A 12,199-nucleotide genomic window follows, 5' to 3' on the forward strand; every position below is an offset into this window, starting at 1 on the left:
CGCTTGAGAGGCTTTGAGAGATGACCCGATTTCTGTTTGCCGTCGTTCCGCTGGTTTTGTTGACGTCGGCCGCCTCGGCGCAGCAGCAGGGGCGCGATGCCTGTTCACGCGATGCCTCGCGGTTCTGCCGCGCCCATCTCAGCGAGGGCGATCAGGTCGTATTGGCGTGCCTGAAGGAGCATCGCAGCCGCCTCAGCAAGGCCTGCCAGCAGACGCTCGCCGATCACGGGCAGTAGACCCATCAACTGTCATTCCGGGGCATCGCGGAGCGATGAACCTCAGATGCGCAACTGCGCATCGGGGAATCTCGAGCTAATAATCTCCAGATTCCGGGTTCGCGCTATTCGCGCGCCCCGGAATGACAATGGAGAGACTACGTACTACTCCCCGCTGCGGTCGCGACCACCGGGATCACCTCCTTGGCGGCGCGGTCCGGGGTCTCGTCCTTCCAGCGCACCGATCCGAACGGACGCTCCAGCATCCGGCGCACGCGGATCGGCTCGGCGCCGATGTGGAAGTCGGCCGCCTTCTGATGCAGTTCGCGCTCGATCTGCGTGGCGCGGTTGCGCTGGCGCAGGAAATCGAGCCAGGTCGGACAATGGTAGCGCTCGGTCCACAATTCGGGATCAGCGATGTCGCGGGCGATCGACCAGCCATAGGCGCCGTTGCGCTGGCGGCTGAGCTGCACGTCCTGCATCACATTGTGGAAGGCGCGGGCATTGTCCTGCGCCACCCGGTACTCGATCTCGACCACCAGCGGCCCGCTGCGCCCGCTCAGCTGCAGCCGCACCTCGGGATCGGCCAGCGTATCGGTCGCGTCCTCGTTGCGCGCGCCGATCGGCGGCATCCTGAGCCAGATGCCGAGCAGCGGCGACAGCAGCATCAGACCGGCGGAGATCAACAGCGCCATCTCGACGCCGCCCACATCCGTGATGCGGCCCCAGCACCAGCTTCCGATTGCGATGCCGCCGGCGATCGCGGCCTGGAAGGCCGCAAGCGAACGTCCCGCGACCCAGCGCGGTGCGGAGAGCTGCACGCCGATATTGAACAGCGCGATCGCCAGCATCCACACCGCTCCGGCAACCACCAGCGCGGCGGCGGTGATCACCGGCTGCTTGCTCACGGCAACCGCGGCGATCGCCGCGCCCATCGTCAACGCACAGACCCGTATGGCGGCTTCGCCGCTGAGCCGGCTACGAATCTCGCTGATATTGAGCGCGCCGATCACCGCGCCCATGCCGAAGGCGCCGAGCATGATGCCGTAGGTCTGCGCGCCGCCATGCAACAGGTCGCGCGCCACCAGCGGCATCAGCGCCGAGACCGAGCCGCCGATGATGCCGGTCACCATGGTGCGGGTCAGCACGATCTTGATCGACGGCGAATTGGTGATGTAGCGCACGCCGGAGACGATGGCGCGGTTCAGCCGCTCGCGCGGCAGCCGCGACGGCTCGCTGACGCGATTCCACAGGAACAGCACGACGAGCAGCGGCAGATACAGCACGGCATTGGCGGCGAAGGCCGCGACGGCGCCCGCGGACGCCACCACGATGCCGCCGATCGCCGGACCGAAGCTGCGCGCGATGTTGTAGCTGATGCCGTTCAGCGCGACCGCGGCGGGCAGCGTCTCCGGCGGCACCTGCTCGCTGACCGACGATTGCCAGGCCGGGCCGAACAGCGCCATGCCGCTGCCGACGACGAAGCACAGCGCGAGCAGGATGTTCGGCGTTACCAGATTGAGCCAGGCCAGCACGGTCAGGATGGTGGCGCCGGTCAGCGCGATCGCCAGCGACACCAGCGCGACGATGCGGCGGTCGTGCATGTCGGCGATGGCCCCGGCCGGCATCGAGATCAGCATTACCGGCAGCATCAAGGCGGTCTGCACCAGCGCGACCTTGTCGGCCTCCGCGGTCATCTGCGTCATCGCCCAGGCGGCGCCGACGCCCTGGATCAGGATGCCTAGATTGGAGAGCAGGCTCGCGAGCCAGATTCGCCTGAAGATTGAATGCCGCAACGGTGCAGTGATACTGTCGGAGCGATCGCGCGGTTCGGTCATATCCAGTTCCGGTTGGCCTGCTATGGCTTGTTGGACGATTCCGGCTGCACCAACTGATGCCCGCGAAACGCGTGTTCTGTCCAGCGATTACGGCATCCTTGGCGGGGACAGGGCACAGCTAAGGCACTGAAAGACCTGAGGAAGGCCGAGGAAAGTCGGGGGAAGGGGCCAATGGCGCTGTCGCGGCGGAGAATATTGCAAGGGGCCGGCGCCCTGTCCCTGCTGGCCGGCCGCCTCGGCGCCCCGGCCTTGGCTCAGCCGGCGCCCGCCGGTGACACCCCGCCGATTCTGTTCGTGCACGGCAATGGCGATCACGCCGCGCTCTGGATGACGACGCTGTGGCGGATGGAATGCAACGGGGTGCCGCGCGAGCGCATGGCCGCGATCAATTTCACCGATCCGCTGGCACGCACCGACGACAAGATCGAGCAGGCGAGCCGCTCCTCGACCGAGGACCAGCGCCGCGAGCTCGCCGAGGCGATCAGGGAGCTGAAGCAGAAGACCGGTGCGCCGCGGGTCGCACTGGTCGGCAGTTCGCGCGGCGGCAATGCGATCCGCAATTACATCAAGAATGGCGGCGGCGGCGACATCAGCCACGCAGTGCTGTGCGGCACGCCCAATCACGGTGTGTACGCGTGGGACGACGGGCTCGGCAACGAATTCAACGGGCGTGGTCCGTTCCTGCGCGGACTGAACGATGGCGACAGCGAAGTGACTGTTGGCACCCTGTTCCTGACGCTGCGCAGCGATGGGCTGGACAAATATGCGCAAGCCGACGGCCGCTTCGTCGGCAAGCCGGGCACGCCGACCAACGTCACGACGGAAGGCCCGGCGCTGAAAGGTGCGACCAATCTGGTGCTCGGCGCGGTCGATCATCGCGAGACCGCCTTTCATCCGCGGGCCTTTCGCGAGATCTACAAATTCATCGCAAGGCACGAGCCGTCGCGGATCGAGATCGTGCCGGAGACGGCGGTGAGGCTGAGCGGCCTCGTCACAGGCACGCCCGGCGGCGTGCCGACCAACCGGCCGGTGCCGGGGGCCACGGTCGACATCTATCGTGTCGCGGCGGAGACCGGCGAGCGCATCGGCGGCCCGCTGCACAGCTCGCAGACCGGCGCCGACGGTCGCTGGGGTCCGGCGCAGGTCGATCCGTCGTGGCCGCTCGAATTCGCGCTGACGTCACCCGGTACGGCGACGACGCACATCTATCGCTCGCCGTTTGTGCGCTCGTCCGAGATCGTGCATCTGCGCGCGTCGCGGCCGCTGGGACCGGCCGATGCCGGCGCAGGCGCGGTTGTGCTGATGTCGCGGCCGCGCGGCTATTTCGGCCTGCCGCGCGACATCGTGCTGTTCGACGGCAAGGAGCCGGCCGATGTAAAGCCCGGTGTGCCGACCGATTCGGTGACGACGCTGCGGCTCGCCGCGGACGATGTCGGCCGTCCGGTCGCCGCGATCTTCAACGGGGAACGCATTATGATGCGGGCCTGGCCGGCATCGGAAAATCGGATTGCGGTTGCCGAGCTGACTTATTAGGTCTGGTGCAGGGTCCGCGCGCCTTCTTGGCGCCGGGATCGCATGGCCGGATCGGCCGTCGCGTGAGGCAGGGAAGCGAGGACCATGAGCATAGCCGAGGTCTACGATATCACGGTCACGCGGCGGCCCCTGGTCCCGCCGGCCCCGCCGCGCGCGCCGGACGACATGGGCGCGTTCCAGCGCATGCGGGTGATGCGCAACTCGCCGATCGAGACCTGGGGCCAGCGCGCCTACGAGGACGACATTGTCCAGGGCCGTTTTCTCGGCCACTCGAGCTTCATCCTCAACACGCCGGATGCGATCCGCCATGTGCTGGTCGACAATTACGAGAACTACACCCGCACGCCGGCCGGCCTTCGCGTGCTGCGTCCGATGCTGGGCGAGGGGCTATTGATCGCCGAAGGGCGTGCATGGAAACACCAGCGCCGCACGCTGGCGCCGGCGTTCACGCCGCGCGCGGTGACGACGCTGGTGCCTTACATGATTGCGGCGGTCGACGAGACCATCGCCAAGCTGAAGTCGGCGAGCGGCGGCCCGGTCGATCTGCGCGAGGCGATGCAGCGGATGACGCTGGAGATCGCCGGCCGCACCATGTTCTCGTTCGGCATGGATCGCCACGGCGCCGCGCTGCGCGACTTCGTGATGGAGTATGGCGACACGCTGGCGCGGCCGCACATGCTCGATCTGGTGCTGCCGTTGAATTGGCCGACGCCGCAGGATTTCCGGCGCGCCCGTTTCCGCAAGCGCTGGACCGCGTTCGTCGGCATGCTGATGGCCGAGCGACGTGCGGCCGGCAAGGATGACAACGCGCCGGCCCGCGACCTGTTCGACCTGATGGGCGCCGCGCGCGATCCTGAAACCGGCGAGGCCTTCACCGATGCCCAACTCGGCGACCAGGTCGCCACCATGATCCTGGCCGGCCACGAGACAACTGCGACCGCGCTGTTCTGGGCGCTCTATCTGCTGGCGCTCGATCCCCTGACCCAGGAACAGCTGGCAGCAGAAGTCGGGAGCGCGGCGACGTCTGGCGCGCTCGACATCGAGCGGCTGAAATTCACCCGCGCGGTGATCGACGAAACCATGCGGCTTTATCCGCCGGCGTTCCTGATCGCGCGTGCGGCAGGCGGTCCCGATACCATCGCGGGCCGTCCGGTCAGGAAGGGTGACGTAATCCTGATCGCGCCGTGGCTGTTGCACCGGCATGAGAAGCTGTGGCGCGATCCGAACGCGTTCGTGCCGTCGCGTTTCATGACGGGAACGCCGCCCGATCGGTTTGCCTATCTGCCGTTCGGCGTCGGCGCGCGGGTCTGCATCGGCGCGCATTTTGCGCTGGTCGAGGCGACGCTCGCGCTTGCGAAGATCATCGGCGCATTCCGCGTCGCGCTGGCGGACAAGGATCCGGTGTTGCCGATCGGCGTGGTGACGACACAGCCGAACCGCTCGCCGGTGTTTACGATCAAGCCGCGCTGATCTTGCGCGGCGGTGTCCCAATGCTCATCTAGGGGCTCACCATGAGCGATACGCAGGCCCATTTCGCAGTCCTCAGGCAGACGACCGATCCGGCCGTCGTCGATGCCATGCAGCAGCTGATCGCGGACGGTCATGACCGGGATCTCAATCGCATCAATCTGCTGGATTTCTCGAACCGCACCGGGCTCGACCAGGAGAAGGTAATCTCCGGCTTCCTGCATGCGTCGCGGCTCGGCCTGTTCGACATGAGCTGGAATGTGCTGTGCCCGGGCTGCGGCGGCGTGCTCGATGCGCATTCGACGCTGAAGTCGTTGCGCCATGACGACTACAATTGTGCGCTGTGCGCGGCCGGATACGAAGCGTCCGTCGACGATCTGGTCGAGGTCGCCTTCACCGTCAGCCCGCGCGTGCGCCGCATCGGCGCGCATGATCCGAATACGCTGCCGATCTGGGAGTATGTCCGCCAGATGTTCTGGAGCTCGGGCATCGAGCTCAACGAAGACTCGCTGGAGCGCCTGCTCAAGGAGGTGACGCTGGAATCGCTGGAGTTGCCGGCCGGCGAGAAGGCGCTGCTATCGCTGCAATTGCCGAAGCAGTTCCTGATCGTGTTCGAGCCGGTGACGCACTCGGCGCATTTCTTCGACGTGCAGGGCGAGCCGACCACCGAGCGCCAACAGTTCTCGATCGTGTTCAACAAGCTGCAGGCGCCGACCGGCACCACGGTGCTGCGGCCGGGGCCGCTCCGGCTGTCGCTGGACAACCAGACCGACACCCGCGTGCTGCCCGCTGTTTGGGTAGCGGCCGATGCGCTGCATGAGCTGCTCGGCAAGCGCAAGCCGATCCTCACCGCGAAGCGGATGCTGTCGAACCAGACCTTCCGCGATGTGTTCAAGGCCGACAACCTCACGGTCGACCAGCGGCTGAAGATCACCGCGCTCACCTTCCTGTTCACCGACCTCAAAGGCTCGACTGCGCTCTATGAACGGGTCGGCGATCTCGCCGCATTCGATCTGGTGCGCGCGCATTTCCACGCGCTGCTCGAGATCATCGCTTCCGAGCACGGCGCCGTGGTGAAGACGATCGGCGATGCCGTGATGGCGACCTTCATCCGGCCAGAGCATGCATTATCGGCGGGCCTGCGCATGCGGGCGGCGATGAAGCAGCTCAACACCGCGCGCGGCAAGGAAGATCTGATCGTCAAGATCGGCATCCATGAGGGGCCGTGCCTCGCGGTGACGCTCAACGAGCGGCAGGATTATTTCGGCCAGACCGTGAATATCGCAGCCAGGGTGCAGAGCCTGTCGACGTCGCAGGAAATCCATTTGACCCAGCCGGTGATGGAATCGGCTGAGGTCGCGGGCATCCTCGATCGCGCCGCGATCAAGCCGATCCAGAAGGAAGCGGCACTGCGTGGCATTGCCGACAAGCTCGTGGTGTACGAGATACCGTAGTTGAGCACATCGTCATTCCGGGATGGTCCGTCAGGACCAGACCTCAGATGCGCAATTGCGCATCGGGGAATCTCGAGATTCCGGGTTCGATGCTTCGCATCGCCCCGGAATGACTCAATCCATGTTGCCGAAACGTAATGTCGCAGCGGGAACCTGCGCGGATTGCACCGGTTCTGTTTCCACGCCATATAGATTTCAACGGAGCGGGATCCGGGAAAACTTGATAGCCGGAAAGATCACGCTCAATTCAGGCAGGCTTCATTCCACAGAGAGAACGATGCTCGACGGACTTCGCCAATTCATTGCCGATATCGTTTCCCCCGACGCCCAGGCCGACCGCACCTTCGATGACGGCGACTATCGCCTGGCGGCGACCGCGCTGCTGGTGCACGTCGTCTCGCTGGACGGCGAGCCGACGCCTGCCGAGACGCGCAAGCTGCACGGCCTGATCGAGAGCCGTTTCCAGCTCGACCGCGGCGCGGCCGACAAGCTGATCGCCTCTGCCATGCGCGTCGAGGGCGAGGCCGTCGATCTCTATCACTTTACCAGCGTCATCATGCGCTCGGTGAACGAGGAGGGACGGCTGCGCATCGTCGAGATGATGTGGGAGCTGGTCTATGCCGACGGTCAGGTTAGCGAGTTCGAGGACAATGTGGTCTGGCGCGCCGCCGATCTGCTCGGCATTTCCTCGCGCGACCGCATCGATCTCAAGCATCGGGTCGCCGAGAAGCAGGCGGCGCTGCCAAAGGGCCCATGGGGCACGGCGGACGCCGCAATCTGACGCGATTGCCCGCGCCGGCGGACGCATCGTCACCGGTATCACGGATGACGAAATTTTAATGTCCGCCGCGATTGTGGGCGATCCGACTGAAAATCTGGCGTTTCATCACAAAACCAGTGCCTCGCCGCTGTCCACAAGCTTACACACGGCTTGCGTCCCACCGCATGCCTATGCTCTCGTCGGCTTGTTGGGGACCTCACTAGAATTTGCAGTAAGAGTTTGAAACGTGACCGAGCGTGTGACGCTGATAACCGGGGCATCGGCGGGCATAGGCACCGAACTGGCGCGCGTGTTTGCATCGAATGGTCACCGTGTGGCGCTGGTGGCGCGGCGCGCCGACCGCCTGAAGGCGCTCGCCGACGAGCTCGGGGCCAAGGGCGGCGCAGCGCCGATTGTGATCCCCTGTGATCTCCAGCACGCCGATGCGGGCGACCGGATCGCGCAGGCCCTGACCGACGCCGGGGTCGAGGTCGAATTTCTCGTCAATAATGCCGGCTTCGGCCTGTTCGGCCGCGCCATCGAGCGCGACCCGCGCCGAGCAGCTCAACATCATCAATGTCAATATCCGCGCGCTGACCGATCTGACGCTGCGCTTTGCCGACCAGCTGATACGCAACCGCGGCGGCATCCTCAATCTCGGCTCGATCGCCGGATTTCTGCCGGGCCCCGGCATGGCCGTGTACTACGCCAGCAAGGCCTATGTGTTGTCGTTTACCGAGGCGTTGCGCTGTGAGCTGGCGCCGCAGGGCGTGCGTGTCACCGTGTGTTGCCCGGGCCCGGTACCATCGGAGTTTCAGGATCGCGCCGGGTTTGCCCCCGGATTCGATTCCGCCATCCTCAACGTTACGCCGGAAGAGGTGGCCCGCCAGGCCTATCGCGGGTTGATGGCCAACAAGCGCGCGGTGCTGCCCGGCGCCTTCATCAAGCTGGTGCCGTTTCTGCTCCGGCTGTTTCCGCGCTCCTTCATCCTGACGGCGGTCGGCGGATTTCAGCTCCGCAAGCGCTAGCTGTCCCTGAAAAGCGTCCCACTCGTCGCCATTAAGGCTGTTTCTGGCCCGGGATTTGCTTCGCCTGGGTGTGCGCAAACTCACACGATGTTAACGACCACTTAGCTATGATCGCGCCTTACGTGCCGAAACTTTAAGCAGAGGCAATGTCGTTCCGGACTGACCAGAGCCGTGTCGTGGTGCCCTTCGCCAGCCGAAGGCCGACCGCGGTCACGGCTGAGATCTCGGACCAGACCCCGCTGCGGCCGGTGCTGATCGTGCTGCATCAGGAGACATCGACTCCCGGCCGGATCGGCAACGCCCTGCGCGCGCTGGGTTACCGCCTCGACATCCGCCGCCCGCGCTTCGGCGACGCGCTGCCCGAAACGCTCGACGCGCATGCCGGCGCGGTGATCTTCGGCGGTCCGATGAGCGCCAATGATGGCGACGACTATGTGCGGCGCGAGATCGACTGGATCGCCGTTCCGCTGCGCGAGCAGCGTCCGTTTCTGGGCATCTGCCTCGGCGCGCAGATGCTGGCGCGGCAGCTCGGCGCCGAGGTCGCGCCGCATCCGCAAGGCCGTGTCGAGGTCGGCTATTATCCGGTCAGGCCGACCGAGGCGGGCCGCGCGCTCTGCCCGGACTGGCCAGCGCGGGTCTATCACTGGCACGGCGAGGGATTTCAATTGCCCGCCGGCGCCGACCTGCTCGCGGCGGGCGATGATTTCCCGGTGCAGGCGTTCGAGTTCGACAACGCCTTCGGCCTGCAATTCCACCCCGACGTGACCTACGCGATGATGCATCGCTGGACCACGCTCGGTTGCGCGCGGATGGATTCGCCGGGCGCACAGCCGGGCCATCTGCACTTCGCCGAGCGTGCCGTCCACGATGCCGCCGAGCGCGCGTGGCTGAAGCATTTCATCGACGGCTGGATCGCGCGCGTGCCGCAGCGGCAGCTGCTGCAGGCCGCGGAATAGCCGCCACGCGGAATTTCGCGCCGGCTTTTCGTTCTGGTGAATGTGCTACTGTCGGCCGCCGCGCGCAGGCCGCATCGCCGCGCGTATCAATAACAACAAGGCACAGGGAGATCGCCGTGAGCTACGAGCACATCCTCTATGAGGTCAGCGACAGGATCGCGACCATCACGCTCAACCGCCCCGATCGCATGAATGCGTGGACCGCGATCATGGAGCGCGACGTGCGCCACGCGATGGAGGCGGCGGCCAACGACGACAACGTTCGCGTCATCGTGCTGACCGGCGCGGGCCGCGGCTTCTGCGCCGGCGCCGACATGGACGCGCTGAAGGGAATCGATCCCAACGAGGTCAGGCGCGGCGAGAATATCCCGTTCGACATGAACCGGCGCGCCGACTGGCAGACGCGCTACGCCTACTACCCCGCGATCAGGAAGCCGATCATCGCGATGCTCAACGGCGCCACCGCCGGCATCGGCCTGGTTCACGCGCTCTATTGCGATTTGCGCTTCGCCGCCGACACCGCGGTGTTCACCACCGCCTTCGCGCGGCGCGGCCTGATCGCCGAACACGGCATCAGCTGGATGCTGCCGCGTATCGTCGGCCACGCCAATGCGCTCGATCTGTTGATGTCGGCGCGGCGGGTGTCGGCCGAGGAGGCGCTGCGCATCGGCCTCGTCAACCGGCTCTCTTCGCCGGAGAAGCTGCGCGAGGAGACCTATGCCTATGCCCGCGACCTCGCCGATTTCGTCTCGCCGAGCGCGATCGCTGTGATCAAGCGCCAGATCTACGACGTGCCGTTCCAGACGCTCGCCGAAGCCACCATCGATGCCAACCGCGAGATGCAGATCGCGCTGAAGGGCAATGATTTCAGGGAAGGCGTCGCGAGCTTTGTGGAGAAGCGGCCGCCAAGGTTTACGGGGACGTGAGGGGGCTAACGGACAAAGTCCGTCTTCGCCCTTTGGGCTTCGCCGGACACCACGCTTCGCCCTCCAGGCTCCTGCGCGGCTGCGCCACGCGTAGCCCGAAGGGCGAAGCGTGGTGGAGCCAGGCGGGATCGAACCGCCGACCTCGTCATTGCGAACGACGCGCTCTCCCAGCTGAGCTATGGCCCCATCGCGGCCGGGTGTTGCTGAGTATCCCGGCCGTCAGTCGGGCGCCATTTACAGTCCCGCCCAAGGTCAAGTCAAGAACGGTGAAAGCGCGGTTTTCGGCCCGTCCCGCCGGGAACTTCCCTTGTTTGCGGGGGGATGAACCGATATCTAGGGCGTGATCCCGACCCGGCGGACCGCGCGAGCGCCCAGCGCATAGCGGTTTTCCGAAACGATCCCGCTCAAACAAGAAGCGCGATGGCGGCTCAGTCCGGTCTCGTTGCGCCTCAATCGGTTGTCTTACCCGCGAGCCCCCCTCATATGCGCGCTGTTCTCGACATCGTCATCATCATCCTCGACCTCTATGTCTGGCTGCTGATCGCCTCCGCCATCCTGTCCTGGCTGGTCGCCTTCAATGTGGTCAACACGCGCAACCAGTTCGTTTCCGCGGTGGCCGAGTTCCTCTACCGGATCACCGAGCCGGTGCTGCGGCCGATCCGCAACGTGATGCCGAATCTGGGCGGGCTCGATATCTCGCCGATCATCGTGATCCTGATCATCATGTTCATCCAGCGGGTGATCGCCTATTACATCTATCCCAACGTGATCTGACCCTTTCTCGACGGGGCCTTGATGGATCCGTGGCGCTATTCCACCGAGGGCATCAGCATCGCGCTGCGCGTGACGCCGCGCGGCGGCCGCGACGACATCGACGGGATCGAGACGCTGGCCAACGGCCGTTCGGTGGTGAAGGTGCGGGTGCGCGCCATCGCTGAGGGCGGCGAGGCCAACCGTGCGGTGACTGAGCTGCTGGCCAAGGCGCTCGGCGTGCCGAAAGCCAGGGTGAAGCTGTTGTCCGGCGCCACCTCGCGGCTCAAGCAGGTCGCGGTGGACGGCGATCCGAAAGGGCTCGGCGATACATTGAGGAAGCTGACGGCGGCCAAGCCGAACCAGCAGACAAGGGACTGACATGACTGCCGCGCATCATCGACGGAAAAGCCATCGCCGCCGAGCTTCGCGCCCGCGTCGCCGACGAGGTCGCCCGCGTCAAGCGCGACCACCAGCTCACGCCGGGGCTCGCCGTCGTGCTGGTCGGCCATGATCCCGCGAGCGAGGTCTATGTCCGCAGCAAGCACACCCAGACCCAGGCCGCCGGCATGGCCTCGTTCGAGCACAAGCTGCCGGAGGATGTGTCGCAGGCCGATCTGCTGGCGCTGATCGCGCGGCTCAACCGCGATCGCATGGTGCATGGCATCCTGGTGCAGCTGCCGCTGCCGAAGTCGCTGCAGACCGAGACCGTCATCAACGCGATCGATCCGGCCAAGGACGTCGATGGCCTGCACCCCGACAATGCCGGCCGGCTCGCCGGGGGCCTGGCGGCACTGTCGCCCTGCACGCCGCTCGGCTGCATCATCCTGACCAAGAGCGTGCACGCCTCGCTCGAAGGCATGAACGCGATCGTGATCGGCCGCTCCAATCTGGTCGGCCGTCCGCTGGTGCAATTGCTGCTGAACGAGAATGCGACGGTGACGATCGCGCATTCGCGCTCGCGCGATCTGCCAAAGCTCTGCGCCCAGGCCGATCTGGTCTATGCCGCGGTCGGCCGGCCCGAGATGGTGCGGGGGGACTGGCTGAAGCCGGGCGCGACGGTGATCGATGTCGGCATCAACCGCATTCCGGTGCCCGGCGGCAAGCCGAAGCTGGTCGGCGATGTCGCGTTCCAGGAAGCGCTCAATGTCGCCGGCGCAATCACGCCGGTGCCCGGCGGCGTCGGGCAGATGACGGTGGCGTGCCTCCTGGTCAACACGCTGCGCGCCGCCTGCGCGATTGCCGGCCTGCCGGCGCCGGCGGTGTGAAATG

Annotated in this window: 11 protein-coding genes, 1 tRNA gene and 1 pseudogene; 11 read left to right on the forward strand and 2 right to left on the reverse strand. The window is 66.0% G+C overall.

Annotated elements, in window-relative coordinates; translation table 11 throughout:
• The first annotated feature begins 20 nt into the window (after positions 1–20).
• A complete protein-coding gene (locus ACVW1B_RS35725) occupies positions 21–236 on the forward strand; it encodes a cysteine rich repeat-containing protein (protein ID WP_016842076.1) in 216 nt (71 codons plus the stop codon).
• Between the two features lie 137 nt (positions 237–373).
• Here the strand turns inward: ACVW1B_RS35725 and ACVW1B_RS35730 are convergent, their stop codons facing one another.
• Positions 374–2,053, reverse strand: a complete 1,680-nt coding sequence (locus ACVW1B_RS35730; RefSeq protein WP_456822790.1) for an MFS transporter — start codon at positions 2,051–2,053, stop codon at positions 374–376.
• A gap of 171 nt (positions 2,054–2,224) precedes the next feature.
• Between ACVW1B_RS35730 and ACVW1B_RS35735 the strand changes: the two genes are divergently transcribed.
• The 7 genes and pseudogenes from ACVW1B_RS35735 to ACVW1B_RS35765 all read left to right on the forward strand — a co-directional run bounded on the left by ACVW1B_RS35735 (position 2,225) and on the right by ACVW1B_RS35765 (position 10,177).
• Positions 2,225–3,586, forward strand: coding sequence for a hydrolase (locus ACVW1B_RS35735; protein WP_456822791.1), 1,362 nt, complete (start codon positions 2,225–2,227; stop codon positions 3,584–3,586).
• A gap of 84 nt (positions 3,587–3,670) precedes the next feature.
• The gene (locus ACVW1B_RS35740; RefSeq protein WP_456822792.1) at positions 3,671–5,056 is read left to right on the forward strand and encodes a cytochrome P450; all 1,386 of its coding nucleotides are present in this window, start codon (positions 3,671–3,673) and stop codon (positions 5,054–5,056) included.
• Between the two features lie 41 nt (positions 5,057–5,097).
• On the forward strand, positions 5,098–6,507 hold the full coding sequence (locus ACVW1B_RS35745) for an adenylate/guanylate cyclase domain-containing protein (RefSeq protein WP_225642287.1): 1,410 nt from the start codon (positions 5,098–5,100) through the stop codon (positions 6,505–6,507).
• Positions 6,508–6,784: 277 nt separating this feature from the next.
• Entirely contained in the window at positions 6,785–7,288 is a 504-nt protein-coding gene (locus tag ACVW1B_RS35750; protein WP_016847256.1) for a tellurite resistance TerB family protein, read from the forward strand.
• A gap of 226 nt (positions 7,289–7,514) precedes the next feature.
• Positions 7,515–8,295, forward strand: a pseudogene (locus ACVW1B_RS35755) (SDR family NAD(P)-dependent oxidoreductase).
• Between the two features lie 146 nt (positions 8,296–8,441).
• Positions 8,442–9,251: a glutamine amidotransferase gene (locus tag ACVW1B_RS35760; RefSeq protein WP_456822793.1), complete on the forward strand. Its 810-nt coding sequence runs from the start codon at positions 8,442–8,444 to the stop codon at positions 9,249–9,251.
• Between the two features lie 116 nt (positions 9,252–9,367).
• Entirely contained in the window at positions 9,368–10,177 is an 810-nt protein-coding gene (locus ACVW1B_RS35765) for an enoyl-CoA hydratase (protein ID WP_253605611.1), read from the forward strand.
• A gap of 110 nt (positions 10,178–10,287) precedes the next feature.
• Here ACVW1B_RS35765 and ACVW1B_RS35770 read toward each other — a convergent pair.
• A tRNA-Ala gene (locus tag ACVW1B_RS35770) sits at positions 10,288–10,363 on the reverse strand.
• A gap of 297 nt (positions 10,364–10,660) precedes the next feature.
• On the opposite strand from ACVW1B_RS35770, the gene ACVW1B_RS35775 reads away from it, so the two are divergent.
• The 3 genes from ACVW1B_RS35775 to folD are packed head-to-tail and all read left to right on the forward strand — an operon-like array spanning position 10,661 to position 12,195.
• Positions 10,661–10,951: a YggT family protein gene (locus ACVW1B_RS35775; protein ID WP_016847252.1), complete on the forward strand. Its 291-nt coding sequence runs from the start codon at positions 10,661–10,663 to the stop codon at positions 10,949–10,951.
• 21 nt (positions 10,952–10,972) lie between these two features.
• On the forward strand, positions 10,973–11,308 hold the full coding sequence (locus ACVW1B_RS35780) for a DUF167 domain-containing protein (protein WP_016847251.1): 336 nt from the start codon (positions 10,973–10,975) through the stop codon (positions 11,306–11,308).
• Positions 11,309–11,313: 5 nt separating this feature from the next.
• Positions 11,314–12,195 carry a bifunctional methylenetetrahydrofolate dehydrogenase/methenyltetrahydrofolate cyclohydrolase FolD gene (gene folD / locus ACVW1B_RS35785; protein WP_456823084.1) on the forward strand — a complete coding sequence of 294 codons (882 nt, stop codon included), beginning with the start codon at positions 11,314–11,316 and terminating at the stop codon, positions 12,193–12,195.
• The last annotated feature ends 4 nt before the right edge of the window (positions 12,196–12,199 follow it).

Source organism: Bradyrhizobium sp. USDA 4502 (assembly GCF_054063355.1).

Bases quoted from the DNA above. Each gene is read 5' to 3' on its own strand.
- ACVW1B_RS35725 (WP_016842076.1), top strand. From the start codon at position 21: ATGACCCGATTTCTGTTTGCCGTCGTTCCGCTGGTTTTGTTGACGTCG.
- ACVW1B_RS35730 (WP_456822790.1), bottom strand. From the start codon at position 2,053: ATGACCGAACCGCGCGATCGCTCCGACAGTATCACTGCACCGTTGCGG.
- ACVW1B_RS35735 (WP_456822791.1), top strand. From the start codon at position 2,225: ATGGCGCTGTCGCGGCGGAGAATATTGCAAGGGGCCGGCGCCCTGTCC.
- ACVW1B_RS35740 (WP_456822792.1), top strand. From the start codon at position 3,671: ATGAGCATAGCCGAGGTCTACGATATCACGGTCACGCGGCGGCCCCTG.
- ACVW1B_RS35745 (WP_225642287.1), top strand. From the start codon at position 5,098: ATGAGCGATACGCAGGCCCATTTCGCAGTCCTCAGGCAGACGACCGAT.
- ACVW1B_RS35750 (WP_016847256.1), top strand. From the start codon at position 6,785: ATGCTCGACGGACTTCGCCAATTCATTGCCGATATCGTTTCCCCCGAC.
- ACVW1B_RS35760 (WP_456822793.1), top strand. From the start codon at position 8,442: ATGTCGTTCCGGACTGACCAGAGCCGTGTCGTGGTGCCCTTCGCCAGC.
- ACVW1B_RS35775 (WP_016847252.1), top strand. From the start codon at position 10,661: ATGCGCGCTGTTCTCGACATCGTCATCATCATCCTCGACCTCTATGTC.
- ACVW1B_RS35780 (WP_016847251.1), top strand. From the start codon at position 10,973: ATGGATCCGTGGCGCTATTCCACCGAGGGCATCAGCATCGCGCTGCGC.